This window comes from Streptosporangium sp. G12 (genome assembly GCF_052983175.1).
In genome coordinates, this window is sequence record NZ_JBRIQO010000008.1 from 128,385 (window position 1) to 153,930 (window position 25,546).

The 25,546-nt window shown below is 71.3% G+C and carries 13 protein-coding genes; 8 read left to right on the plus strand and 5 right to left on the minus strand.

Features of this window, described 5'->3' with window-relative positions; genetic code table 11:
* Positions 1 to 23: 23 nt before the first annotated feature.
* On the minus strand, positions 24 to 932 hold the full coding sequence (locus ACVCAG_RS14485) for a LysR substrate-binding domain-containing protein (RefSeq protein ID WP_440083600.1): 909 nt from the start codon (positions 930 to 932) through the stop codon (positions 24 to 26).
* A gap of 120 nt (positions 933 to 1,052) precedes the next feature.
* Between ACVCAG_RS14485 and ACVCAG_RS14490 the strand changes: the two genes are divergently transcribed.
* The gene (locus tag ACVCAG_RS14490; RefSeq protein WP_440083601.1) at positions 1,053 to 1,895 is read left to right on the plus strand and encodes a hypothetical protein; all 843 of its coding nucleotides are present in this window, start codon (positions 1,053 to 1,055) and stop codon (positions 1,893 to 1,895) included.
* A 19-nt stretch (positions 1,896 to 1,914) separates the two neighbouring features.
* Here the strand turns inward: ACVCAG_RS14490 and ACVCAG_RS14495 are convergent, their stop codons facing one another.
* From ACVCAG_RS14495 to ACVCAG_RS14505, 3 genes are all read right to left on the minus strand, one after another.
* Positions 1,915 to 3,795, minus strand: a complete 1,881-nt coding sequence (locus ACVCAG_RS14495; protein WP_440083602.1) for a prolyl oligopeptidase family serine peptidase — start codon at positions 3,793 to 3,795, stop codon at positions 1,915 to 1,917.
* Positions 3,796 to 3,860: 65 nt separating this feature from the next.
* The gene (locus tag ACVCAG_RS14500) at positions 3,861 to 4,187 is read right to left on the minus strand and encodes a metal-sensitive transcriptional regulator (RefSeq protein ID WP_440083603.1); all 327 of its coding nucleotides are present in this window, start codon (positions 4,185 to 4,187) and stop codon (positions 3,861 to 3,863) included.
* Between the two features lie 3 nt (positions 4,188 to 4,190).
* The gene (locus ACVCAG_RS14505) at positions 4,191 to 4,394 is read right to left on the minus strand and encodes a LuxR C-terminal-related transcriptional regulator (RefSeq protein ID WP_440083604.1); all 204 of its coding nucleotides are present in this window, start codon (positions 4,392 to 4,394) and stop codon (positions 4,191 to 4,193) included.
* Between the two features lie 314 nt (positions 4,395 to 4,708).
* On the opposite strand from ACVCAG_RS14505, the gene ACVCAG_RS14510 reads away from it, so the two are divergent.
* The 4 genes from ACVCAG_RS14510 (at position 4,709) to ACVCAG_RS14525 (ending at position 8,205) form a co-directional block, all read left to right on the plus strand.
* Entirely contained in the window at positions 4,709 to 5,533 is an 825-nt protein-coding gene (locus tag ACVCAG_RS14510; RefSeq protein ID WP_440083728.1) for a TIGR03619 family F420-dependent LLM class oxidoreductase, read from the plus strand.
* 254 nt (positions 5,534 to 5,787) lie between these two features.
* Complete coding sequence (locus ACVCAG_RS14515; RefSeq protein WP_440083605.1) at positions 5,788 to 7,080, plus strand: NAD(P)/FAD-dependent oxidoreductase; 1,293 nt, start codon at positions 5,788 to 5,790, stop codon at positions 7,078 to 7,080.
* 60 nt (positions 7,081 to 7,140) lie between these two features.
* Positions 7,141 to 7,557 (plus strand): nuclear transport factor 2 family protein, encoded by a 417-nt coding sequence (locus ACVCAG_RS14520; RefSeq protein ID WP_440083606.1) that lies wholly within the window; start codon positions 7,141 to 7,143, stop codon positions 7,555 to 7,557.
* A 276-nt stretch (positions 7,558 to 7,833) separates the two neighbouring features.
* The gene (locus tag ACVCAG_RS14525) at positions 7,834 to 8,205 is read left to right on the plus strand and encodes a DoxX family protein (protein ID WP_440083607.1); all 372 of its coding nucleotides are present in this window, start codon (positions 7,834 to 7,836) and stop codon (positions 8,203 to 8,205) included.
* 107 nt (positions 8,206 to 8,312) lie between these two features.
* Here ACVCAG_RS14525 and ACVCAG_RS14530 read toward each other — a convergent pair whose 3' ends face one another.
* Positions 8,313 to 9,650, minus strand: a complete 1,338-nt coding sequence (locus ACVCAG_RS14530; RefSeq protein ID WP_440083608.1) for an FAD-dependent oxidoreductase — start codon at positions 9,648 to 9,650, stop codon at positions 8,313 to 8,315.
* A 312-nt stretch (positions 9,651 to 9,962) separates the two neighbouring features.
* On the opposite strand from ACVCAG_RS14530, the gene ACVCAG_RS14535 reads away from it, so the two are divergent.
* The 3 genes from ACVCAG_RS14535 (at position 9,963) to ACVCAG_RS14545 (ending at position 25,509) form a co-directional block, all read left to right on the plus strand.
* A complete protein-coding gene (locus tag ACVCAG_RS14535; protein WP_440083609.1) occupies positions 9,963 to 10,694 on the plus strand; it encodes a helix-turn-helix domain-containing protein in 732 nt (243 codons plus the stop codon).
* Between the two features lie 554 nt (positions 10,695 to 11,248).
* Positions 11,249 to 20,002 (plus strand): type I polyketide synthase, encoded by an 8,754-nt coding sequence (locus tag ACVCAG_RS14540; RefSeq protein ID WP_447189936.1) that lies wholly within the window; start codon positions 11,249 to 11,251, stop codon positions 20,000 to 20,002.
* A complete protein-coding gene (locus ACVCAG_RS14545) occupies positions 19,999 to 25,509 on the plus strand; it encodes an SDR family NAD(P)-dependent oxidoreductase (protein WP_447189937.1) in 5,511 nt (1,836 codons plus the stop codon). The genes ACVCAG_RS14540 and ACVCAG_RS14545 overlap by 4 nt, the downstream gene beginning before the upstream one ends.
* Positions 25,510 to 25,546 lie beyond the last annotated feature (37 nt).

Consider the following 25,546-nt stretch of genomic DNA (forward strand, 5'->3'; position numbering starts at 1 on the left):
GGAAGGCGGCGAGGGGCCGGCCGTCACTCGACGGCGTACTCCGCGGCCACTTCGGCGAACAGCCGCGCGAGAGCAGCCAGGCTGGGCACCTGCCTGGCGCTCTCGGCGGACACCAGGTAGATGCGGCGGCGCAGATCCGCGTCGTGCACCCGGGCGAGCACGATGTCGCCGCGGATGTCACGCTTGGCCAGCGACGGCAGCAGTGTGATCCCGGCGCCTGCGGCGACCAGCCCCTGCTTGCCCGTCCAGTCGTCGCAGTGGAAGCGCACGGTGGGCTCATAGCCGGCGCTCTCCAGGAAGAGCTTGCCGAGCGGGCCCAGGCAGTCGGGGTGGCTGCCCTCGATCCAGCTCTCGTTGCCCAGGTCGGCGAGGGTGAGCCAGGCGCCGGCCAGCGGATGGTCACGGGGCAGTGCGACGAGCATCTCGTCCTCGATGAGGAAGTCCAGTTTCAGGCCCTCGAACTCGCGATCGTCCACATCCCACTGCGTGGCCAGCGCCAGGTGCAGCCGGCCCGCCCGCACGTCGTCCATGTGCTGCTCGCACACGGTGCTCGGCAGCAGCGGGACCTCACGGTCCGGGTTGGCCTGGCGGTACCGGCGGAAGACCTCGGGGACGAGCGAGACATTGGCACTGCTGAACGAGCCGACCGTGAGGGGTCCCGGGTCCTGCGGGCGCAGCGCCGCGAGCTGGCCCTCGGCGACGGCCAGCCGGTCGAACACCGCGCGCGCGTGTCCGACGAGGAGATCTCCGGCCGGGGTGAGCTCCACGCCCGCCGTGGTACGCAGGACGAGCGGCATGCCCGCCTGCCGTTCGAGCATCGCGATGTGCCGGGAGACCGCCGGCTGCGTGCAGGAGAGGGCGGCCGCCGCCAGCGTCATCGTCCCGTGGTCGGCCACCGCGACCAGCACGCGCAACCTGTTGACGTCGATCACGGTCTCAAGCCTATGCGGCGGCTGTGGGGTGTCCACCCGACAGGAGAACGGCGGACTGCCACCGTCCGCCGGCCATGCCTAGGCTGCTCGTGAAGCCCGCGAGTAGAGGTGGTGTTCAGCGTGCGCACCGTCGAGTTCCATGGCGTTCAGGGCACAGAGGACGAGGTGGCCCGGCGGCTGTTCGGGCTCCCGAACGCGCTGGTGTCCGCCCCCTGCTACGTGCTGCTCCTCCAAGGCGCGGGACGGGCGGAGGTGCGGATCTACCGACGCGCCGAAGAGGAGGACCTGGGCTCCGTACGCGTATGGACGGGTGAGGACCTCGGCACGCTGCCCGACCGGCTGACGAGGACGGCCCTGTCCGGGACTCCCCTCTCCATCACCGCCTTCGACGAGGCCCTGCTGGAGTTGGGCGCCTTCGAGGATCTCGGCCTCGTGCCCCGGCCGGTGACCACGCGCGGCGCCTTCGGTCATCCGCTGCGCCACTACACCGGCGAGCTCCAGGCGTACGTGCTGGCGGCCGGCATGCCGCCCGGGCAGGGCGGCGCCTCGCTCACCGCGGCGGCCGGGAACGGCGTGCGTCCCAGGTGGGAGGCGCATGTGGTGGCCGGCCCGCGCCGCCACGTGGCGGCGCGGCTGTTCGCGCTTCCCCGGGAGGTGGTGGCGCGAGAGCGGTATGCGTTGCTGCTCGAAGGCTCGGACGGGGCCGAGATCCACGCGGCGGAGCGGGCCGAGGACGACAAGGTGTCGATGCGGGTGGCCAGGATGGCGCGGCTGGACGCCGCGCTGGCGCGCCTTCCCTATGGGGCGGACGCGGAGGAGCTCTGGTCGTGGTGGCTGGCGACCTTCGCGTTCACCGCCTCCCCTCCCGCCCTGGCGCCCGCCACTCCCCGCGCCGCGTTCGGGCTGCCTCTGGACTCCCTCGACGGCGACGTCGTGCGCGCCGCCGTCCTGTGTCTTCCATGACAGGACGGCGGCGGGCCGTTCAGGAGAGCTCCAGCACCGGAACGCCGGGCGGGGTGAAGCCCAGGCACTGACCGTAGAACGACAGCTCGGCGTTCAGGCAGCGCACGACCGTCTCCTTCTTGCGGAACCCATGCGACTCGCCGGGAAAGGTGAGGAAAGCGTGCGGGATCCCGTTGCGTTTGAGCGCCTCGGCGAACCTGGCCGACTGATTCGGCAGCACGACCGGGTCCTCCAGGCCCTGCAGCAGGAGCACGGGGCAGCCCGTGCGGTCGGCACGGGCCAGCGGCTCGCGGGTGCGCGGATCGGCCGCTCCGATCAGCTGGTTCACGTAGTGCGACTCGAAGTCGTGGGTCTCCTCGCCGAACCCCTCGACCGTGGAGAGGCCGTAGTAGGACGTGGCCGCCGAGAAGATCCGGGAGGAGGTGACCGCCGCGAGCACCGTCCAGCCGCCCGCGCTGCCGCCACGGATGGCCAGCTTGGCGGGGTCGGCCAGGCCCGACCTGATCAGTTCCCCGGCCACGGCGACCACGTCCTCCACGTCCGCGACGCCCCATTGGCCGCGCAGCAGCTCACGGTGGCGTCTGCCGTACCCGCTGGACCCGGCGTAGTTGACGTCCGCCACGCCGATGCCGCGGCTGGTGAAGAAGGCCTTGCTCAGGTCGAGCTCCGTGCCCGAGTGCCCCGTCGGACCTCCGTGCACGTTGAGCACGTACGGCGCGGGTCCTTCGCAGGCCGCGGCGAGGGGGCCGGACGGCGGATAGACGAACGCGGGCACCGAGCGGCCGGACGGCGTGCGCGCCCGGATCTCGCGCGGCCGCGGCAGGAAGGCGGGGTCGGGCAGCTCGGCGAACGGGGTGGCGAGCACCTCGTGCTCCCCCGTGGTGACGTCGACGCCGACCACCGACCACGGCCGGTCGCAGGCGGCCGCCACCCCGGCCACCACACTGCCCGAGACCGCGAGCGCGGGCGCCCAGGTCGCGAAGGGCAGTTCGAGGTCGCGCAGCGTGCCGCGCCCGGGATCCAGGACACCGAGCCGCTGGTCCGCCCGCCCGTGCAGCACGGCCAGCCGCCCGTCGCCCAGGATGCCGTACGGCCGGCCGCCCACGTCCCACAGGGGCTGTGCGAACTCCTCGTCCAGCGGGCACAGCGGCCGGGGCGCCGATCCGTCGACGGGCACCTCGTACAGGTTCCACCAGCCGCTGCGATCGGAGATCGCGTACAGTCGGCCGTCGTCCTTCCACAGGGGTGCGAGCACCGACTCCTCGTGCCCGCCCAGCAGCACGCGGCCTTCGCCGGCCGGCCGGCGCGGGTCGTCCTCGACCGGCACGATCCGCAGCTCCGTCCCGTCCCAGGGCATCCGTGGATGGTCCCAGACGATCACGGCCAGCCATCGGCCGTTCGGTGAGGGAGCCGGGAAGGCGTAGAAGCCGGCGCCGGAGGCCAGGACGCGGATGGCACCCGGATCCCGGGCCGCCACACCGGACAGCGGGACCGACACGACCACGCGGGCGATGGACCCGTCGGTCTGCTCCTCCTCGCGCACGCACCAGATCTCCGTCCCGCGAGGTGAACGGACGAAGTCGGCATACCGCGCCATGGTGCCCGGCCGCGGCTCGGGAGTGAGTGGCACGGGCGCGGGGGCGTCCGCGCCCACCCGGTAGAGCCGCTGGTCACTCACGTGGACGACGACCACGCCACCGCCCGGCAGCGCCAGGTAGGAGCGTCCGCCGTACTCGTGCACTCTCGTCCTGGCGTCCCATCGGCTGTCCAACGGCTCGGTGAGCCCGGACGCGGTGGCGCGGACGATCGCCGTTCTGCCGCCTTCGGCGGGCCTGCTCTCCTGCCACCACACGCCGTCCAGCAGCTGGGGGAAGGCAAATGTGAGACGGCTTTGGGACACGAACTCGGCCGTGACGGGCGACGGCAGGCCACCATGCGGTCCCGTGACGAACCCTCCCCACCCGATCACGAGCGGACCAGCCGGGTGATGGCCTGGACGGCGTCTTTGACGAGCAGGTCCTTGGCCCGGCTGGCCTCCGCATCGCCGTGGTCGCCTTCCGCGGCGGCATAGCCGCCGACCGCGTCGGCGACGCAGCGCGTGATGTGGTCCTGGAGCAGTCCGAGCGCGACCGCTTGAAGCGCCCGGGTCGCCGCGGCGACCTGGGTGAGGATGTCGATGCAGTACGTCTCGTCCGCGACCATCCGCTGCAGGCCGCGTACCTGACCCTCGATGCGACGCAGCCTTCGCAGGTACGCGTCCTTGTCCTTCACGTAGCCGCGCGTCTCAGTCATCCTTCATCGCCCCGGCTTGACGGGCGCCCCGCCCTCCTGCAGCCATTTCGCGATCACTGCGGCCCTGGTGTGCACTCCGTACCGTACGTACAGGCGCTGTAGGTGGGAATCGACGGTCCGTGCCGACATGCCGAGCTGGCGGGCGATCTCCTTGTCACAGCACCCTTCGGCGATCAGAGACAGGATTTGCTCTTGCCGCGGGCTCACATGCATCGCTTCTCCATGCATCCGGGGAGCAGGGACAATGGTGTGGTGGGGACATATTGACAGCGTGCAGGACAGCCGGACGCGAGTCTTCGCCGAAATTGCTGCACATCGGTCAAGATGAGGTGAGCGGCAATCCCGACGGTGGCCGGCGCGACTCCTGACCGTACGCCGGTCCTATGCCGTCCGGGTTCGGGGCGGAGCCCGCCCGTCCTCGCGAATTTCGCAAGATGCGAGAAGTCATCGGCACCTTCGCCGTGCCATCCTCGGACGACGCTCTGATATTAGGAGGTCTCTTGAGATTCGGCGTGTCTACCATGGTGACCGACGAGGGAATTGCACCTGCCGAACTCGGCTGCGCATTGGAGGAACGCGAGTTCGAGTCGTTATTCGTCGGCGAGCACACTCATATCCCGGTGAAGCGGGAAACGCCGTGGCCGGGTGGCGGAGAACTGGACGACGTCTTCTACCGCACGTTCGACCCGCTGGTGGCGCTCACCGCGGCGGCGATGGTGACCGAGCGCCTCCTGCTGGGCACCGGAGTCGTGCAGGTCACCCAGCGAGACCCCATCGTGCTGGCCAAGGCGATCGCCACGCTGGACCGCGTCTCGGACGGCCGGGTGATCAGCGGCGTGGGCGCGGGATGGAACCGCGAGGAGGCGCGCAACCACGGCACCGATCCGCGGACGCGAATGGCGGTGATGCGGGAACGGGTACTCGCCATGAAGGCGCTGTGGACCCAGGAGAAGGCGGAGTTCCACGGTGACTTCGTCGCCTTCGACCCGGTGTTCTCCTGGCCGAAGCCCGTGCAGGAGCCTCATCCGCCGATCATCGTGAGCGGCAACCACCCGGCGGTCGTCGACCGGGTCCTCGACTACGGCGACGAGTGGGGACTCATTTGGCTGCCGTCCATGGACGGCGGCGACGCGAATCTCGCCGACCTGCTCGCCGGCTTCAGGAGGCGTGCGGAAGAGCACGGCCGCGGGCACATCCCGGTGACGATGTTCCAGGTGCCTCCGGACGCCGGCGTGGTCAAGAGAATCGCCGAAGCAGGGGCCGACCGCGTGCTCTTCGGCTTGCAGACCGTCCCGAAGGCGGACACCCTGCGCACCCTTGACATGATGGCGCAACTGATGGCGTAGCCCATTCTTGCCGATCATCTCTCATACGGGCGGCGCCCAATGACGCGACCACCTCCGGGACAAAGCAATTACGGAGGCGATATCGCCGATTCGGCGTCGCAGACTGATGAGCAGAAAAACCTGAATCGTCTGAACAAGCGGACCGTGAATTCCCGAGGGGGCGTGTGAGAGTGATCGGCAGGCATGCAGTCGTCATCGGAGGCTCCATAAGCGGTCTCACCGCGGCTCGTGTGCTCTCCAGCAGGTTCGAGAGGGTGACCGTTCTCGACCGGGACGAACTGCCCTCCGACGCGCAGACCCGGCGTGGCGCTCCGCAGGCCAGCCACGCACACGCCCTGCTCATCAGCGGGCGCATGGCACTGGAAGAGCTGTTTCCCGGCCTCACCGCCGAATTGACCGCGAAGGGCGCGATACCTTGGGATCCCGGGAACGATCTCCTCTTCCACCAGATGGGTGCCTTCCGCATTCCGTATGCCAGTGGAATGCTCGGGGTCAGCCTGACCCGGGCCTTCCTCGAGTTCTCGCTGCGGCGCCGGGTGTGCGCTCTGCCCAACACCGAAGTCCGCGACCGGACGGCGGCGACCGGCCTGGTCGGCGGTCCGGGCGGGGTGACCGGTGTCGAGCTGGACAGCGGTGAAGTACTCGCGGCCGACCTGGTCGTCGACGCGGCGGGACGCAGCAGCGACCGTGCGGACCGGTGGCTGGAGAAGCTGGGGTTCTCCGCCCCCCGAGTCGACACGATGAAGATCGACGTCGGCTACACCACTCGTCTGCTGCGCCGCAAGCCCGATGAAGGCATCACGGACACGGGCGGGCTGCTCTACCTGATGGCCTCGATCTCGCCCGACGACAAACGGGCCGCCGCCGCCTTCGCCGTCGAAGGCGACCGCTGGGTGGTCACGCTGGGCGGCTGGCACCGTGCCTACGCGCCGGTCGACCCCGAGGGGTTCGCCCGATTCGCCGCGAACTTACCCGCGCCGCACATCGCCGACCTGCTGGCCCGATGCGAGCCCATGGACAACGAGAACGCGCCGAGATACACGTTCCCCACCTCGCGTCGCCGCTACTTCGAGCAGCTGCGCGACTTCCCGGCCGGCTATGTCGCGCTGGGCGACGCGATCTGCAGCTTCAACCCGCTGTACGGGCAGGGCATGACCGTCGCCATTCTCGAGGCGGTCGAACTCGGGCGGTGCCTCGACCGTGTCGGCGCCGTGTCGAAGGAGCTGACCGGCAGGTATTTCCGGACAGTCGGAAAGCTGATCGACATGCCGTGGCAGATCGCGACGGCCGGTGACTTCATCTATCCGGAGACGGTCGGCCCCAGGGCACGCGGCACCAAGCTGACGAACTGGTACACCCGCCAGGTCACGCTGGCCAGCCACACCTCGGTCGCGGTCCACCGCGTCATGCTGGAGGTCCAGATGATGGTGGCCTCGCCCTCCGCGGTGATGCGGCCCGCCATGATAGCCCGCTCGCTACGCGCGGCCCGGCGCTCACCGGCCCGGAACCGGACCAACGCAGAACTCGCGAACGCACCGGTGCCGTGACCTGCCAGACGTGGCATGCCGGCTCGACCACGCCATTCAACCAACGAAAAGAGAGGGACGATGTCGGAACAGTCGATTGATATCGTGAAGCGGCTTTACGAGGGCCTGACCAACCTGGACATCCCCACGGTTCTCGGGTCGTTCGACCCCGAAGTCGAGATTATCGCCCCGCAGTCGCTGCCCTGGTCCAAGGGAAGTTACAGGGGAATCGACGGGGCCGCCGCGTACTTCGGCAGCGCCGTCGACCACCTCGAGGAGACCCGCTTCGATGTGGAGGACCTGCTGCCGTCGGGAGACTGGGTCACGGCGCTCGGCTATTGGAGCGGGCGCTTCAAGTCCACCGGAAAGGAGTTCCGGGTGCGATTCGTGCACTTCTGGATACTTCGCGATGGAAAGGTGATCAGAGCGGAGGGAATCTCCGATACCGTACCGATCGTTCGTGCGTCCGAGTCGGAACTCGAAACGACCGCGAGCTGAATCGCGCGTTATTGTGTGGGGCTGCCGGTCGGCAGCCCCACATCTTGATTTTCCCGGTTAAACCTGTTTGAGTCAAATGCGGCAGGAGCGGCGCGGAAATCCCCAATTCCGATATACGCGGCACTCCCGTCGATCTGGCGCACGACCCGGTGACGGACGAACCACGCGCAGAAATTCAGGGCTCTCACCGCGGTGGAGCGGGCGCCAGAGTCGCTGCCGGCGTTCCCATCCCCGCGAATTAGTTCCCATCCCCCGCGAATTAAAGGAAACCTGACCATGAACGTGACTTTGTGGATTCTGCAGGCGGTGCTGGCGGCGATATTCGGCGCGGCCGGCGTACTGACCGCCAGCCTGCCCAAGAAGAAACTCGAACCCATGCTCCCCTGGGCAGCCGACTTCTCCGCCGGCATGGTCCGCTTCATCGGGCTCGCCGAACTGGCCGGCGCGCTCGGTGTCGTCCTGCCCGCCGCCACCGGCATCGCTCCCATCCTCACTCCCTTGGCGGCGGCCGGGCTGGCGCTGATCATGGTGCTGGCCGCGATCACCCACGCCCGCCGCAAGGAGCCCGGATCGATCGTGGTCAACGCCGTCCTGTTCGTCGCGGCGGCGATCGTGGTCTGGGGCCGCTTCGGTCCCTACGCGCTGTGAAGCCCGGGCGCTTTGTGTAGCACCGGCCCGCCGTTGTGCCGGTACGCCGCCACGCGTCACCGGAGCGCCTCCCCCGGGAGTCGCTCCGGCTCGGGCGGATCGCGGCCTCAGCGCGCCGGCGACCTGCGCGCCGCCCGCAGCGCGCGGACGACGGTCGCGGGACGGAAGAGCGCCGCCGGTGGAGCCATGAGGTGCTGGACGCCGAGGATCACCCTGTGCACCTCCGGGGAGACGTGGCTGGCGAGCATGACCTGCCGGACGTAGCGGTTGACCAGCCCCGTACCGATCGGCCGCCGGCCCTCGGTCTCGGGATACATGAAGTCGCTGCCCGTCGACATCTGCCAGGGAACGTCGATGGCCTTCCCCGCCGCCCGGTAGTAGTCACGGGCCATCTTCGCCGACGCCGTGCGGTACCTGTCGAGGCACCGCCCGAGCGCGATCGCCTCCAGCGCGGCGACCGTCATGCCCTGCCCGTAGAGCGGGTTGAAACTGCAGATGGCGTCGCCCAGCGCGACATACCCGGCAGGCAGCGTGCGCAGCTTCTCGAAGTAGCGTCGGCGCGCCATCGGGTAGTGGAACTTGCGGGCGTCGCCGTCGCTGACGGGCTTCGCGGTGTCGACCAGGTCCGCGAGGTGCGGGAAGGGCAGCGTGCCGGCGAACTCGGCGAAGCCGGCCGGGTCGATGGGAGCGTGGTGACGGTGCCAGCCGCCGAGCGTGACCACCCAGCGGTCGCCCTCCACAGCGAACGCCGCCGCGGCCCGCTTCTCATGCGGAGGCCTCTCACTGCACAGATAGAGCAGCGCACCATCGGGGAGGTCGCCGGGCTTGCGGTGGAAGAGCCGCGTCGTGTAGCCCACATCTATCTTGACGGTGGTGACCTCAGGGGCGGGGCAGCCGAGCTTGTCCAGCCATGGGTCGCTGCGCGTACCGCTGCGCCCGGTCGCGTCGACGACGAGGTCGGCGGCGAGGACTTCACCCCCGTACAGGACGACGCCGGTGACGTGGCCGTCGACACCGGTCAGGCCGTCGACGGAGACCAGGTCGCGGATCTCGACGTTGGGCAGCGCGGCCACCCGGCGCCGGATCGTCGTCTCCAGAAAGGCGCGGGTGCAACTGGTCCCGAGCATCCCGCTCGGGAAGCGAACCCGGAGTGCCCCCATCTGGAAGAAGAGCAAATCATCACCGGGGTCGAAGGGAACGGCGCCGCCGCCGACGAGTTCGTCGAACAGGCCGGGGAACAACTGCTCCAAGGCCATGCGGCCGCGGATCAGCAAAGCATGCGCGTGCGGACTCTGCGGCACACCCCGCCGGTCCTCCGCCGTGGCGGGCAGCGAGTCACGGTCGACCACGGTCACCTGCTCGAACTTGCTCGACAGCACCTGGGCGGCCGTGAGTCCCCCCACGGAGGCCCCGACGACGACGGCATGTCCGCCAAGCTTGCCCACGCCCACTCCTTCGTCGTCACATGATGCCCATAGAGGCAGATATGCACCGAGTCTGAGCGGGCCACCCCGCACCGTCTTCTCCCGTATTGCTCGGCGTTCCGAGTCCGCTACGGTCATAGGACGGGCGCCACCGGTACAACCGACCGGCCTACCTGAACCGGTCAGGCTGCGAAATCATAAGCCTTGACTCGAACACCTTGGCTTTGATCGTATGGGCATACGTTCTTGCCCCCTCTCCATGACCATGGTGTCGGTCGGATGGGAAGCGGGCGCTCGACGGCCGAACGCCACCAGTTTCGGATGGAGAACTCGATGCGTTCCGAGATAGAGCGCGTAGTTGAGGGAATCAGAGAGCGCTACAGCGAGAAGCTGACCCTCTGCGATCTGGCCGACATGGCGCGGTTGAGCCCGTTCCATATGGCCCGGCTCTTCCGCCAGGAGACGGGGCTTCCTCCCGCCCGGTTCCTGGCGACCGTCCGCCTGGAGAAGGCGAAGAGGAAACTGCTGTCGACGGACGAGAGCGTCGCCACCATATCCGCGGACGTCGGATACGACAGCCTCGGAACCTTCACGACACGGTTCACCAAGTCCGTCGGCGTGTCGCCCGGCCGGTATCGCCGCCTCGGCCTGCTGAGCATCGTGTCCGGATTCACGCCGGCCGCGGACGACGCGCCTTACGCGTACGGATCGATCACCGGAAAGGTTTGCCGGTCGGATGAGATGCCCGACGAAGAAATCTTCATCGGAGCGTTTTCCGAATCGCTCGGCAACGACCGTCCGATCCGTTGTTTCCGGCTGGAAGGTGCCGCCGCTCCGTGGCGCATCGACAACGTTCCGGTCGGAACGTGGTTCGTCGAGGGAACCTCTCGCAGCGGCGGCGAGGGCGACCATTCGGTGGTGATGGGCAGCGTGGGCCCGCTCTGGATCGGGCCGGGAGCCGAGGTCGAGGTCGAACTTCACCTGGTGGCCGCCACCAAGGCGCGTCTGGCGGACAACAATCGCCGCCCTCTGGCCTTCGCGCTGCCGGACATCTTCCAATCCTGACGCACGAGCCACCCGGACGACCGAGTCGCGGCTTCCCCGCCGCATGGGGCCACATCGTCACACCGGTCGCCCCGCCGTGCCGTGCTCATGCATTCGTACGGATGACGGTCCGCTTTCGGCGCAGCCGACAGGGGTTCGACGGGAAAACCGATTTATAAGTAGGAAATATTTACGACGGCTCCGGTCGCGGATTTCCCGCACCGCCCAGCGGTTGATCACGGCGTGCCCCCGACCAGGCCGTGACCGCGCCGACCGCAATTTCGGCGTCGACGCCACGACCCAACGGTGACGAAAACCGGCACCAGGTCAAGGGCCGCGGCGAAGCGCAATATCGGAGATGAATGCGCACGGCGTCATGCGCAGGATTAGCCTCCGGGGAATCCGATGACTCGCCACTCGCCTGACACTCGTCTTTTGGGCTGGGAACGTCTCGTCTGCCTCGACTCGGAGGTATGAATGATCTACCGATTCGCGAAAGTCGTGGCGCCGCCCGTTGTCGACGCAACCGGACACGCACCGTTCCACCGTGCGGTCCGAACGCCGGGAGCGGGCGCGTGAGCCGGCGAGGGTCGGCGGAAGGCGTGGAGGAACCGATCGCGGTCATCGGGATGGCCTGCCGGCTCCCGCGCGCATCCGGCCCCGAGGCCTTCTGGCGGCTACTCGACGCCGGGGACAGCGCGATCACCGAGGTGCCCGCCGACCGCTGGGAGCCAGGTGTGGCCGCCGCCGGAGAGGGACGTCCCCCGGCCGGCGGGTTCGTCGGCGGAATCGACCGCTTCGACGCCGAGTTCTTCGCGATGTCGCCGCGGGAGGCCGCGGCGACCGACCCTCAGCAGCGGCTCATGCTGGAGCTGGCCTGGGAGTCCTTCGAGGACGCGCGGATCGTCCCGGCCACCCTGCGCGGCAGCCGGACGGGCGTGTTCGTCGGCGCGATGGCCGACGACTACGCCAAGCTGCTCGCGCGCTCCGGAGCCGAGGCGATCACCCGGCACTCCCTCACCGGCACGCATCGGGGGATCATCGCCAACCGGGTGTCCTACGCCCTGGGCCTGGGCGGCCCCAGTCTGGTCGTCGACACCGGCCAGTCGTCCTCCCTCGTCGCCGTGCATCTGGCCTGCGAGAGCCTGCGCCAGGGCGATTCCACGCTGGCGCTGGCGGCCGGCGTCAATCTCAACATCATCGCGGAGAGCACCGTCGGGGTCGCCCGATTCGGCGGGCTGTCCCCGGACGGACGCTGCCACACCTTCGACGCGCGCGCCAACGGGTACGTCCGCGGCGAAGGCGGCGGCGCGGTGGTGCTCAAGCCACTCGGACGGGCGCTCGACGACGGCGACCCGATCTACTGCGTCATCCGCGGCAGCGCGATCAACAACGACGGCGCGACGGAGACGTTGACGGTGCCGAGCGCCCGCGCGCAGGAAGCGGTGATCCTGCGGGCCTGCGAGCGCGCGGGCGTGGACCCGGCCGACATCCAGTACGTGGAGCTGCACGGAACCGGCACGAGAATCGGCGACCCGATCGAGGCGGCCGCCCTCGGCGGAGCCCTCGGCGCGGTGCGGCCGCCGGGTCCGCCGTTGGCGGTGGGCTCGGTCAAGACGAACATCGGCCACCTGGAGGGCGCCGCCGGGATCGCGGGGCTGCTCAAGGTCGCGCTGAGCATCAGGCATCGCCGGATCCCGCGAAGCCTCAATTTCGAGACGCCCAACCCTCGGATCGACTTCGACGCCCTGCGCCTGCGGGTGCAGCGGGAGACGGCTCCGTGGCCCGGCGCCGAAGGGCTCCGGCTGGCCGGTGTCAGCTCGTTCGGCGTGGGCGGCAGCAACTGCCACGTGGTCATCGGAGAACCGCCCGCTCCGCCCGCCGCCGGCGCCGCGCCCGTCACGGCGCCCGGCGGCGGCGTCCTGGCCCGCGGCTCGCTCGTCCCGTGGGTCGTCTCGGGCCGCGGTGAGGACGCGCTGCGAGGGCAGGCCGCGCGGCTGCGATCCCGGCTCGCCGCGGGTGCGGATGCGCGGCCGGAGGACGTCGCCTGGTCGCTCGCCACCACCCGGACGTCGTTCGAGCACCGCGCCGTGATCCTTGGCCACGACCTCGGCGCCTGCCTGAGCGGTCTCGATGCGCTCGCCGAGGGGCACGAGGCGCCGGGCGTCGTCCGCGGCACGGCCCGCAAGCTCGGCGGAACGGTGTTCGTCTTCCCCGGTCAGGGGTCCCAGTGGCCGGGCATGGGACGCGGCCTGGCGCATTCGTCCAGGGTCTTCCGCGACCATGTCGAGGCCTGCGCCGAGGCGTTCGCGCCCTATCTCGACTACTCGATCGAGGACGTCCTCCTGGATCCGGAGGCGGCACCGCTGCTGGACCGCGACGACGTGGTCCAGCCCGCGCTGTTCGCCATGATGACCGGGCTGGCCGGGGTGTGGCGATCTCTCGGCATCCACCCCGACGCGGTCGCCGGGCATTCGCAGGGCGAGATCGCCGCCGCCTACGTCGCCGGCGCGCTGTCCCTGCCCGACGCGGTGCGTGTGGTCGCCGTACGCAGCCGATTGCTCGCGAGCCTCGCTGGCAGCGGCGGCATGGTCTCGACACGGCTCACGCAGGATCGCGCGGAGGCGCTGGCGTCCCGGTGGGGCGGCGCGCTGAGCCTCGCCGCGATCAACGATTCGGAGACGACGATCCTGTCGGGGAACGCCGACGCCGTCCGCGAGCTGCTGGCCGTCTGCGCGGCCGAAGGCGTCCACGCCCGCCGCGTCCCGGTGGACTACGCCTCGCACTCCCCGGCCGTCGAGGCGATACGCGAGGAACTGCTCGACGCCCTCGCCGGCATCACCCCTCGCTCACCGCAGGTCCCGTTCTTCTCCACGGTCGGCGGCGGACCGGCGGAGACCTGCCTGGACGCCGACTACTGGTATCGCAACCTGCGGCATCCGGTGCGGTTCTCGCCGACCGTCGCCGCCCTGGCTTCGTTCGGGTACGACGTCTTCGTCGAGATGAGCCCTCATCCACAGCTGACGGTCGGTGTCCGCCGGGCGGCCCTGCTGCCGGACGCGGAGCAGCCGCTCGTCGTCGGCTCGCTCCGCCAGGACAGCGACGCCTGCCAGTCGCTTCTCACGGCGATGGCCGAGCTGTACGTCAGCGGCGTCGACGTCGCGTGGGGCGGCCTCCTCGCGGAAGGCGGCCCGCGAAGCATCGACCTGCCGACCTACGCCTTCCAGCGGCGCAGGCACTGGCTCGCGGCACCGGAGACACCCGGCGACGGGCCGGCTCCGGTCGCGTCCGGACCGGAAGCGACCGAGGAGGACGCCGCGAGCACCCCGGCGCGGGACGGCGGCGAGTCCCCCGGTGCGGACGGCGGCGCGGTTTCCGGTTTCCCGCTGGAACGACGACTCGCCGGGCTCGGGGAGGACGGCAGCCGGAGGCTGCTCCTCGACATCGTGCGCACCACCGCCGCGAGCGTCCTCGGTCACACGACGGCGGACGCGGTCAAGGCCGGCCGGACGTTCAAGCAGCTGGGCTTCGACTCGCTGACGGCGGTCGAGTTTCGCGAGCGGCTGGCCGGCGCCACGGGCCTGCCCCTGTCCCCCGGCCTGGTCTTCGACCATCCGACGCCCACCGCGGTGTGCGAACACCTCCATGCCCTGGTCACCCGCTCCGGTGACGACGCCGCAAGGACCACTCGTTCCGCCGCGTTCGACGAGCCGATCGCGATCGTGGGCATCGGCTGCCGGTTCCCCGGCGGGATCGATTCGCCGGAGAGCCTGTGGCAGGTGGTGGCCGACGGAGTGGACGTCATCGGCGACTTCCCCACCGACCGCGGCTGGGACCTCGACGCCCTCTACCACCCCGACCCCGACCACCCCGGCACCAGCTACACCCGCCAGGGCGGATTCCTCCACGACGCCGCCGGATTCGACGCCGCCTTCTTCGGCATCTCCCCCCGCGAGGCCACCGCCATGGACCCCCAGCAGCGCCTCCTGCTGGAGACCGCCTGGGAAGCCGTCGAACGAGCCGGCATCGACCCCACCTCCCTCCACGGCACCCGCACCGGCGTCTACACCGGGCTGACCCATGACTACTACGGCATGCGGTTCGACGAGGGGCCGGAGTCCGCGCTCGGGTATCTGCTGACCGGCAACTCGACGAGCGTGGCGTCGGGGCGGGTCGCCTACACCCTCGGACTGACCGGCCCCGCCATCACCATCGACACCGCCTGCTCATCATCCCTGGTCGCCCTCCACCTCGCCTGCCAAGCCCTCCGCAACAACGAATGCGACCTCGCCCTAGCCGGCGGCGCCACCATCATGCCCACCCCCGGCCTCTTCGTCGAATTCAGCCGCCAACGCGGCCTCGCCACCGACGGACGCAGCAAACCCTTCTCCGCAACCGCCGACGGAACCAGCTGGTCCGAAGGCGCCGCCACCCTCCTCCTCGAACGCCTCACCGACGCCCAACGACACAACCACCCCATCCTCGCCACCATCCCCGGCTCCGCCATCAACCAAGACGGCGCCAGCAACGGCCTCACCGCACCCAACGGCCCCGCCCAGCAAAACGTCATCCACCAAGCCCTCACCAACGCCCGCCTCACCCCCGACCACATCGACGCCCTCGAAGCCCACGGCACCGGCACCACCCTCGGCGACCCCATCGAAGCCCAAGCCATCCTCACCACCTACGGCCACAACCGCACCCCCGACAACCCCCTCCACCTCGGCTCCATCAAATCCAACATCGGCCACACCCAAGCCGCCGCCGGCATCGCCGGCGTCATCAAAATGATCATGGCCATCCACCACAACCACCTCCCCCCCACCCTCCACATCACCCACCCCACCCCCCACATCGACTGGACCACCGGCACCATCAACCTCCTCACCCACCCCACCCCCTGGCCCACCACCAACCACCCCCGACGCGCCGCCATCTCCTCCTTCGGCATCAGCGGCACCAACGCCCACCTCATCATCGAAGAACCCCCCACCCCACCCGAACCCCCAGACCAGCCACCGGCCCCGGCCTCCGGTCCGCTCCCCTGGCTCGTGTCGGGCAGGACGGCCGCCGCCATGCGCGCGCACGCTCGCCGCATCGCCGACTTCGCGGCGGCCGGCCAGCACCTCGATCCGGTCGCGGTGGGGCGCGCCCTGGCGACCGGCCGGGCCCAGCACCCGTACCGCGCGGCCGCCCTCGGCGAGCACCGCGACGACCTCATCGCGGGCCTGACCGCGATCGCGGACGGCGAGGCCGCGCCCGGCGCGGTCACCGGCAGGGTGGGTGACGGCGGCGTCGTTCTCGTCTTCCCCGGCCAGGGAGCCCAGTGGCCGGAGATGGCCGACGGGCTGCTCGAACACTCCGAGGCGTTCCGGGAGAGCGCACACGCCTGCGACGGGGCGCTACGCGCCTACCTGGACTGGTCGGTGCTGGACGTGCTGCGCCGGCAGCCCGGAGCACCTCCGCTGGATCGGGTGGACGTCGTGCAGCCGGTGCTGTTCACGATGATGGTGTCGCTGGCCGCCGTCTGGCGTGCTCACGGTGTCCGGCCGGCCGCCGTGGTCGGGCACTCGCAGGGGGAGATCGCCGCCGCGTGCGTCGCCGGCGGACTGGATCTCGGCGACGCCGCGCGGATCGTGGCGCTGCGCAGCCGGGCGTGCCTGCCGCTCGCGAGCCGCGGCGGCATGGCGGCCGCCGCGCTCGGCGCGGACGCGCTGCGCCCCCGCCTGGAGCGCTGGGGCGACCGGCTGTCGATCGCGGCGATCAACAGCCCTGGCACGGCGACCGTCGCCGGCGAGCCGCTCGCGCTGGCCGAGCTCGTCGAGGTGCTCACGGCGGAGGGCGTCCGGGCCCGCCTGATCCCGGGCGTCGACATCGCGGGGCACTCGTCTCAGGTCGACGTCCTCCACGACCACCTGCTCGACGTGCTCGCCCCGGTGTCCCCGCGGCGATGCGACGTCCCGTTCTACTCGACCGTCACCGGAGGCCTCCTCGACACCGCCGCGCTCGACGCCGCCTACTGGTGCCGCAACGTGCGCGATCCCGTCGAGCTCGAACGGGCCATCCGTGCTCTGCTCGCCGACGGGCACGACCTGTTCATCGAGGTCGGCCCGCATCCGATGCTGGCGATGTCACTGGAGGAGACGATCACCGACGCGGGGGCGGACGCGGCCGTGATCAGCACGCTCCGCCGGGACGCGGGAGGGCCGGCGCGGATGCTCACCTCGCTCACCGAGGCGCACGTCCACGGCGCGCCGGTCGACTGGGCGACCGTGTTCACCGGCGGAGGCGGGCGCCCGGTGCCGCTGCCGACCTACCCGTTCCAGCACGAGCGGTACTGGCTGGAGAAAGGATTCCATGCCGGTGAGCTGGCCGGCGCGGGACTCCAGACGACCGATCATCCGCTGCTGGGCGCGGCGGTGCGACTGGCCGACGAGGGCGACCTGGTGTTCACCGGGCGGCTGTCCGCCGGTGCCCGACCGTGGCTGGGCGGCCACACGCTGCACGGCTCCGCTGTCGTCCCGGCCGCCGTGCTGATCGACCTCGTGCTGCACGCCGGTGAACGAGCCGGTTTCCCTCACATCGAGGAGCTCACCCTCGGCGAACCGCTGGTTCTGCCGGAAGGCGGAGGAGTGAGCCTGCAACTGGTGGTCCGGCCCGATGGCGGCTCCGGGCGCCGCGCGGTCACCGTCCATGCCGGTCCCGGCGACGGTCCCGGCGACATGACGGGGTCCGGCTGGAGACGTCACGCCTTCGGAACGCTCACCGCGACGTCCGCCGAGGAATCCGCCGCGGCCACGCTGGACGGCCTCTGGCCACCGCGCGGCGCGACCCCGGTCGACCTCGCCGGCGCGTACGAGGACCTCGCCCGCCGCGGCCACGGGTACGGTCCTGCCTTCCGGGCGCTGCGCGCGCTCTGGCGGCTCGGCGAGGAGGTCTACGCCGACGTGGCGCTGCCGGAGGACGAGGACTCCGGCAGCGCCGGGTTCTGCGTCCACCCCGTGCTGCTCGACGCGGCGCTCCAGGCTCTCGCCGTCGCCGCCGACGAGGTCCGGCAGCCCGTCGCCTGGACCGGTGTGCGCCTGTACGCCGTCGGCGCCACGGCGCTGCGGGCCCGGCTCCGTCCGCAGGGACCGGAGGAGGTCGAGCTGACCCTGGCCGATCCGGCGGGGGAGATCGTGGCGACCGCCCGGTCCGTACGGCTGCGGCCGGTCACCACGGGACAGGTCACGGCGTCGCCAGATCACGCGGCGGGGGACCTCTATCGGGTGGAGTGGGGCACCACGACGGTTTCGGGACAGGCTCCGGGTGGTTCATGGGCAGTGATCGGCGACTCCTCCCTCGCGGCCGCGTTGGCCGCCACCGGGGTGAGGGTCCGACGCTACCCGGACGTCGCCGGGCTCGCCGCGGATCCCGGCGGCGAACCGCCGGAGGTGGTCGTGGTCGTCGCGCCGCCGCCCGCGGGCGCCCGGGAACGGGGATCCGGCGGGCCGGACGGCGCGACCGGGACGACCGGTGACCCCGGTACGCCCGATGCGCCGGCGGACCTCGCCGCACAGGCGCATGACAGTGAGCCCGGGACGACCGGTGAGCCCGTGGACCTCGCCGCACGGGCGCATGACGCGGTCGTCGCCATGCTCGGGCTCGTTCAGGAGTGGCTCGGCGACGACCGCCTCGGCGCGTCACGCCTGGTGGTGGTCACCCAGGGTGCGGTCGCCGTGCACCCGCTCGAAGACGTTCGCGACCTTCCCGCCGCCGCCCTGTGGGGCCTGCTCCGAAGCGCCCAGAACGAGAATTCCGGCAAGATCACCCTGATCGACGTCACGGGCGGCCCCGCCTCTTACACGACCATTCCGGCCGCGCTGTCCGGCGACGAGCCCCAGCTCGCCATCCGCGGTGACCGGATACTCGCGCCACGTCTCGTCCGCACTGCCCCGGATCCGGCCGCACGGCCGGATCGCGCCCTCGACCCGAACGGCACGGTGCTGATCACCGGTGGGACGGGAACGCTCGGCGGCCTGGTCGCCCGTCACCTTGTCACCGCTTACGGCGTCCGCCACCTGCTGCTGACGAGCAGGCGCGGTCCGGCCGCCGAAGGGACCGGCCGGCTCCGCGCGGAACTCGTCGAGCTCGGTGCGGAGGTGAGCGTCCGGGCCTGCGACGCCTCCGACCCCGCCGCGCTGGAGGCCCTGCTGGCGACCGTTCCCCGGGAGCACCCGCTGACCGCCGTCGTCCACGCGGCCGGGGTGCTTCAGGACGGCGTCGTCGAGGGCCTGACGGCCGAGCAGGTGCACCACGTGCTGCGGCCGAAGGCCGACGCGGCGTGGCACCTGCACCGGCTCACCATGGACTACGATCTTCGCGCGTTCCTCCTGTTCTCGTCGATCGCCGGGGTGATCGGCACGCCGGGTCAGGCGAACTACGCCGCCGCCAACGCCTTCCTCGACGGGCTGGCCACCCATCGGCGCGCCACCGGTCGTCCCGCGGTCAGCCTCGCGTGGGGATACTGGGCGCAGGAGAGCGCGATGTCGCGCCACCTCACCGAACGCGACGTGACCCGCCTCGCCGGCGCCGGGATCGCGCCGCTGCCCACCGAACGCGCGCTGCGGCTGCTCGACGCCGCTCTCACCCGCACCGAACCGGTGCTCGCGCCCGTGCTGCTGGACACGGCCGCGCTTCGCGACCCCGCGCGGAGTGCTCCGGTGCCGGCGATCCTGCGCGGGCTGGTCCGTGCGCCGGTACGGCGCGTGCGGGCGGGTGCGGCGGACGGCGCGTCGCTGAAGCGGCGTCTCGCCGCGCTGCCCGCGTCCGAACGGGGCGGCATGCTGCTCGACCTCGTACGCGGTCACGCCGCGACCGTGCTAGGCCGCGGCAGCGCGGACGGGATCAAGCCGGGACGCCCGCTCAAGGAGGCCGGCTTCGACTCCTTGACCGCGGTGGAGCTGCGCAACCGGCTGAGCAGCGCGTCCGGGCTGCGCCTGCCGGCCACGCTCGTGTTCGACCATCCGACGCCGACGGCGCTCGCCGCGTACCTCCACGAGCGGATCGCGCCCGGCGAGACCTCACGGTCCCCGTCGGTCCTCGCCGACCTCGACCGGCTGGAGGCCGTGCTGTCCGCGGCTCCCCCGAACACCGACGGCACCAGGGCCACCGTGACGGCGCGGCTGCGCGGTCTCCTGCGGAGGCTGGACGACGACACACCGGCGACGCCGGACGATCTCACCGAAACAATCTTGGCGGCGACGCCCGAAGAGATACTCGCCCTTCTCGACAACAGGACCCGTCGAAGCCTCACAGACGGCTCGGCCGATCAGGCGGTCAGAAAATGACGAACGAAGAGAAACTTGCCAAGTACCTCAAACAGGTGACACTGGATCTGTACCGGGCTGAACAGCGCTTGCGGGAGGCCGAGGAACGCGCGCACGAGCCGATCGCGATCGTGGGCATCGGCTGCCGGTTCCCCGGCGGGATCGATTCGCCGGAGAGCCTGTGGCAGGTGGTGGCCGACGGAGTGGACGTCATCGGCGACTTCCCCACCGACCGCGGCTGGGACCTCGACGCCCTCTACCACCCCGACCCCGACCACCCCGGCACCAGCTACACCCGCCAGGGCGGATTCCTCCACGACGCCGCCGGATTCGACGCCGCCTTCTTCGGCATCTCCCCCCGCGAGGCCACCGCCATGGACCCCCAGCAGCGCCTCCTGCTGGAGACCGCCTGGGAAGCCGTCGAACGAGCCGGCATCGACCCCACCTCCCTCCACGGCACCCGCACCGGCGTCTACACCGGGCTGACCCATGACTACTACGGCATGCGGTTCGACGAGGGGCCGGAGTCCGCGCTCGGGTATCTGCTGACCGGCAACTCGACGAGCGTGGCGTCGGGGCGGGTCGCCTACACCCTCGGACTGACCGGCCCCGCCATCACCATCGACACCGCCTGCTCATCATCCCTGGTCGCCCTCCACCTCGCCTGCCAAGCCCTCCGCAACAACGAATGCGACCTCGCCCTAGCCGGCGGCGCCACCATCATGCCCACCCCCGGCCTCTTCGTCGAATTCAGCCGCCAACGCGGCCTCGCCACCGACGGACGCAGCAAACCCTTCTCCGCAACCGCCGACGGAACCAGCTGGTCCGAAGGCGCCGCCACCCTCCTCCTCGAACGCCTCACCGACGCCCAACGACACAACCACCCCATCCTCGCCACCATCCCCGGCTCCGCCATCAACCAAGACGGCGCCAGCAACGGCCTCACCGCACCCAACGGCCCCGCCCAGCAAAACGTCATCCACCAAGCCCTCACCAACGCCCGCCTCACCCCCGACCACATCGACGCCCTCGAAGCCCACGGCACCGGCACCACCCTCGGCGACCCCATCGAAGCCCAAGCCATCCTCACCACCTACGGCCACAACCGCACCCCCGACAACCCCCTCCACCTCGGCTCCATCAAATCCAACATCGGCCACACCCAAGCCGCCGCCGGCATCGCCGGCGTCATCAAAATGATCATGGCCATCCACCACAACCACCTCCCCCCCACCCTCCACATCACCCACCCCACCCCCCACATCGACTGGACCACCGGCACCATCAACCTCCTCACCCACCCCACCCCCTGGCCCACCACCAACCACCCCCGACGCGCCGCCATCTCCTCCTTCGGCATCAGCGGCACCAACGCCCACCTCATCATCGAAGAACCCCCCACCCCACCCGAACCCCCAGACCAGCCACGGGACCAAACGCCGGACCAGGACGTCCCCGGCCTGGTGCCTCTGACGCTGTCGGCCAAGCACGGCGCCGCCCTGGTCGCCGTCGCCGAGCGGATGCGCGCCCACCTGGACGCCGAGCCCGGCCACACGCTCGCCGACATCGGCCTGTCCCTCGCCACGACCCGCGCGGCCCTCGAACACCGCGCCGTGATCCTCGCCGGCGACCGCGAGGAGTTCAGCGACGCTCTGCGGGCGATCGCCGCCGATGCGCGGGCGCCGCAGTTGACCAGCGGCACGACGGGGCCGCCGGCGAAGGTCGCGTTCATGTTCAGCGGTCAGGGCCGCCAGCGGCCGGGCGCGGGCCGCGAACTGTACGCGGCGTACCCGGTGTTCGCCGACGCCCTGGACGAGGTGTGCGCCGAGCTGGACCCGCACCTGGACCGGCCGCTGCGCGCGCTGATGTTCGCCGAACCGGACTCGCCCGACGCGCGGCGCCTGGACCGGACCGAGTACGCACAGCCCGCGCTGTTCGCCCTGGAGATCGCCCTGTATCGGCTGATGCTCTCCTTCGGCGTCGTTCCTGACCATCTCATCGGCCACTCGATCGGCGAACTCAGTGCGGCCCACGCCGCCGGGGTGCTGTCCCTGCCGGACGCCTGCACGCTCGTCGCCGCGCGGGCACGGCTCATGCAGACGGCGCCGGCGACCGGCGCCATGATCGCGATCGAGGCGACGGAGGAGGAGATACACGGCTGCCTGAGTGCGTACGAGGGCCAGGTCGACATAGCCGCGGTCAACGCGCCGGCCTCGACCGTGATCTCCGGCGCGGATGACGTCGTCTCGAAGATCGCCACGTTCTGGCAGTCGGAAGGCCGTACGCAGAAGCGCCTGCGAGTGAGCCACGCGTTCCACTCCCTCCACATGGACGGCGTCCTCGACGACTTCCGCCGGGTGGCCCGCACCCTGACGTTCAGGCCACCTCGGACACCCGTCGTCTCCAACCTCACCGGCCGGTCCGCCACGTCCGAGGAGATGTGCTCGCCCGACTACTGGGCCGGCCACCTGCGCCGCACCGTGCGGTTCATGGACGGCGTCCGTCACCTGAGCGACGCGGGCGTCACGACCTATCTGGAACTCGGCCCCGACGCCGCCCTCACGTCGCTCGTGGACGCGTGCCTGGCCGGGTCCGGCACCGTGGCCCCCGTGCTGCGCCGGAACCGGCCCGAGCGGCGCACCCTCCTCGGCGCGCTCGCCGAGATCCATGTCCACGGCACGACCGTCCGCTGGCCCGAGTTCCTCTTCGGGGCAGGCGCACGGCGGGTCTGCCTGCCCACCTATCCATTCCAGCACCGGCGGCACTGGCTCGACGCGGGCTCCACCCGGGAGCCCGGCAGACGGCCGGGCGGGCATCCGCTCGCGGGTGCGCCGGTCGACGTCGCCGGGGCGAAAGAACGCTGGTTCGCCGGCACGCTCACGCGGGACGACCCCTGGTTCCTGCCGGGGCATCAGATGGCCGGGACCCCGGTTCTGCCCGGCTGTGCGATGGTCGAGTGGGCGCTGGCGGCGACGCGAGCCGCGGCCGGCCCCCTCACCGGGCAGTGGACCCTGGCCGGCATCTCGTTCAACCGGTTCCTTCCCGTTCCCGAAGGACGGCCGGTGAGCGTGCAGGCTCGGGTCGAGGAGACCGGGGGCGCACGGCGGGTGCGGTGTTTCAGCAGACCCGCCGACGGCTCCGGAGAGTGGGTCGAGCACGCGACCGTCGCCGCGGCGGGGCCGGCCGCCACCCCGCGTCCGGCCCGCATCGACCCGGCCGAGCCGCGGGACCGGCTGCTGGAACGGGACACAGGGCCGATGTACGAGCGGTTCGCCCGGGCGGGGCTCGACTGCGGGCCGGCGTTCCGCGGAGTCCGCCGCATGTGGTCCGACGGCACCGAGGGGCTCAGCCTCGTCGAGGTCGCGGAGGCCGTGCGGGACGACGGGGTGTACACGCTGCACCCGGTGGTGCTGGACGCGTGCCTGCAGATCCTCGGCGCCTTCACCGCCCGCGGCGAGGCGCTGTGGGTGCCCTACGGACTCGACCGCGTCACCGTCTACGATCGCCTGCCGAACCGGGTGTGGTGCCACGCGTACCGCCGGGACGGCGTCGGCCCGGGTGAGGCCGTCATCGACGCCCGGGTGCTGTCGGATGACGGGGAGACGCTGGCAACCCTCGACGGAGTGCGCTATCGCGAGATCGCGCGCAACGCGCTGCCCGCGGCGATCGGCGTACGTCCGAAGCGTTACGAGCTGACCTGGCAGGTCGCCGGGCAGAGCGGCGATCCCCGCCGGACCGGCACCTGGCTCGTGTACGCCGCGGATCCGGCGCTCGCCGAGGACTGGCGGGCGCAGCTGACGGAACTCGGCGCGACCGCCGTCGCCCTGAGCCCCGGCGGCGACGCGACCGGCCCGGTGCGGTTCGTCGACCCGGATTCCGAGGACGACGTCGGACGGGTGCTCGATGGACTGGCCGGGAACGGTGCCCGCGTCTCCGGCCTGGTCCTCCACTCGGACGCGGCGACGGCGCCCGGATCCGACGACGACTCCGTCGTCGACGACGCCTACCGGACGTCCCGCCGCGCGCTCGCCCTGCTCAAGGGTTTCCTGGCCGCGAGCGCCGCCGGCCGCCGCGAGATCGTCGTGTGCTCGACCGGCGCCACGGCTCCCCGCCCAGGGCGGGACGTCCCCGCCCTGGGACAGACCGTGCTGACCGGCCTGACCAAGGCCGTCGTCTGCGAGTATCCCGACCTCAAGTGCGTGCAGGCCGACCTGGACCCCAAGTCGGGGCCACCGCCGGTGCGAACGGTGCTCGGTCAGGCCGCCGGCCTGCCCGGCGCGGGCCACCTGGCGCTGCGTGACGGCCGGTGGTACGAGGCACGGCTGCGGGAGCACGAGCCGCCCGCCGGCGGGATCTCTCCTGTCGCGGTGCGACCGGACGCCACCTACCTGATCACCGGGGGCTGGGGCGGTCTCGGCCTGGCGACCGCGACGTGGCTCGCGGACCGGGGGGCCCGCACCCTGCTGCTGGCCGGCCGCACCGTCCCGGAAACCGAGCCGCCCGCCGTCACCGCGCTGCGTCGCCGCGGCGTACGGGTCGAGGGGTGTCGCGCCGACGTCGCGAAGGCGGCGGACGTCGAAAGGCTGCTCGCGTTCGCGCGGCGAGGGCTGCCACCGCTGCGCGGCATCGTGCACGCGGCTGGCGTGACGACCGGCGCGATTCTGCCGGACACCGGCTGGGACACGTTCGCCGGCGCACTGGGCCCGAAGGTGCGCGGCACATGGGAGCTGCACCGTCGCACCGCCGACTCCGACCTTGACTTCTTCGTCCTGTACTCGGCGTTCGCCTCGCTCATCGGGCTGCCCGGCGAGTCGGGATATCTCGCCGCCAACGCGTTCCTGGACGGGTTCGCCGTTCACCGCCGCCACCACGGCAGGCCCGTACTCGGCGTCAACTGGGGTGCGTGGGCGCAGGTCGGCATGGCGGCGCGTGGTGGTGCGATCGAGAAGACGGACGCGATGGGCATCCGCGCGATCCCGCCCGACCAGGCGCTGGCGGCGCTCGGCGCGCTGCCCGCCGCATCCCCTCCCCATGTCGGCCTGGCCTTGATGGACTGGCGCCGCCACGTGACCGCGGCCCGCCGCGGGCAGCCGTACACGCTGCTGACGGACGTGACGCCGGAGGACGTCCCGGGGAGCGAGCCGGCAGCCGGCCCCGGGCGTGCCAAGGACCTGGCCAAGCTCGTCGTGCGCGATCCGGACGAGGCGCGCGAGGTGCTGCTCGGCGAGCTGCTGGACAGGGTCGCCCAGCTGCTCGGCCTGAGCGCGGCGGAGCGCACCGAACTCCACCCCCAGTTCCGGCACCACCGGCTGAACGAGCTCGGTTTCGACTCGCTCACCACGGTCCAGCTACGCAACCGGCTCCTCGCGGACTTCTCCGCGGACGCCTCCCCGGACTTCCTGTTCGGCGGCGGCACGGCGATGGAGATCGTCGAGTTGATCTGCCGTCACCTCACCGCCCTGACCGTGCTCGCGGCGGACGACGGTCCTCCGGAAGAGGACGGTGAGACCGAGGTCCTGACGCTCTGACCGCCCACCGTTCCTCGAGTCCCCCGCCGACCCCCTG

Excerpts from the sequence above, each read along its gene's own strand:
- ACVCAG_RS14525 (WP_440083607.1), top strand. The coding sequence starts at position 7,834 with ATGAACGTGACTTTGTGGATTCTGCAGGCGGTGCTGGCGGCGATATTC.
- ACVCAG_RS14520 (WP_440083606.1), top strand. The coding sequence starts at position 7,141 with ATGTCGGAACAGTCGATTGATATCGTGAAGCGGCTTTACGAGGGCCTG.
- ACVCAG_RS14535 (WP_440083609.1), top strand. The coding sequence starts at position 9,963 with ATGCGTTCCGAGATAGAGCGCGTAGTTGAGGGAATCAGAGAGCGCTAC.
- ACVCAG_RS14510 (WP_440083728.1), top strand. The coding sequence starts at position 4,709 with ATGGTGACCGACGAGGGAATTGCACCTGCCGAACTCGGCTGCGCATTG.
- ACVCAG_RS14500 (WP_440083603.1), bottom strand. The coding sequence starts at position 4,187 with ATGACTGAGACGCGCGGCTACGTGAAGGACAAGGACGCGTACCTGCGA.
- ACVCAG_RS14545 (WP_447189937.1), top strand. The coding sequence starts at position 19,999 with ATGACGAACGAAGAGAAACTTGCCAAGTACCTCAAACAGGTGACACTG.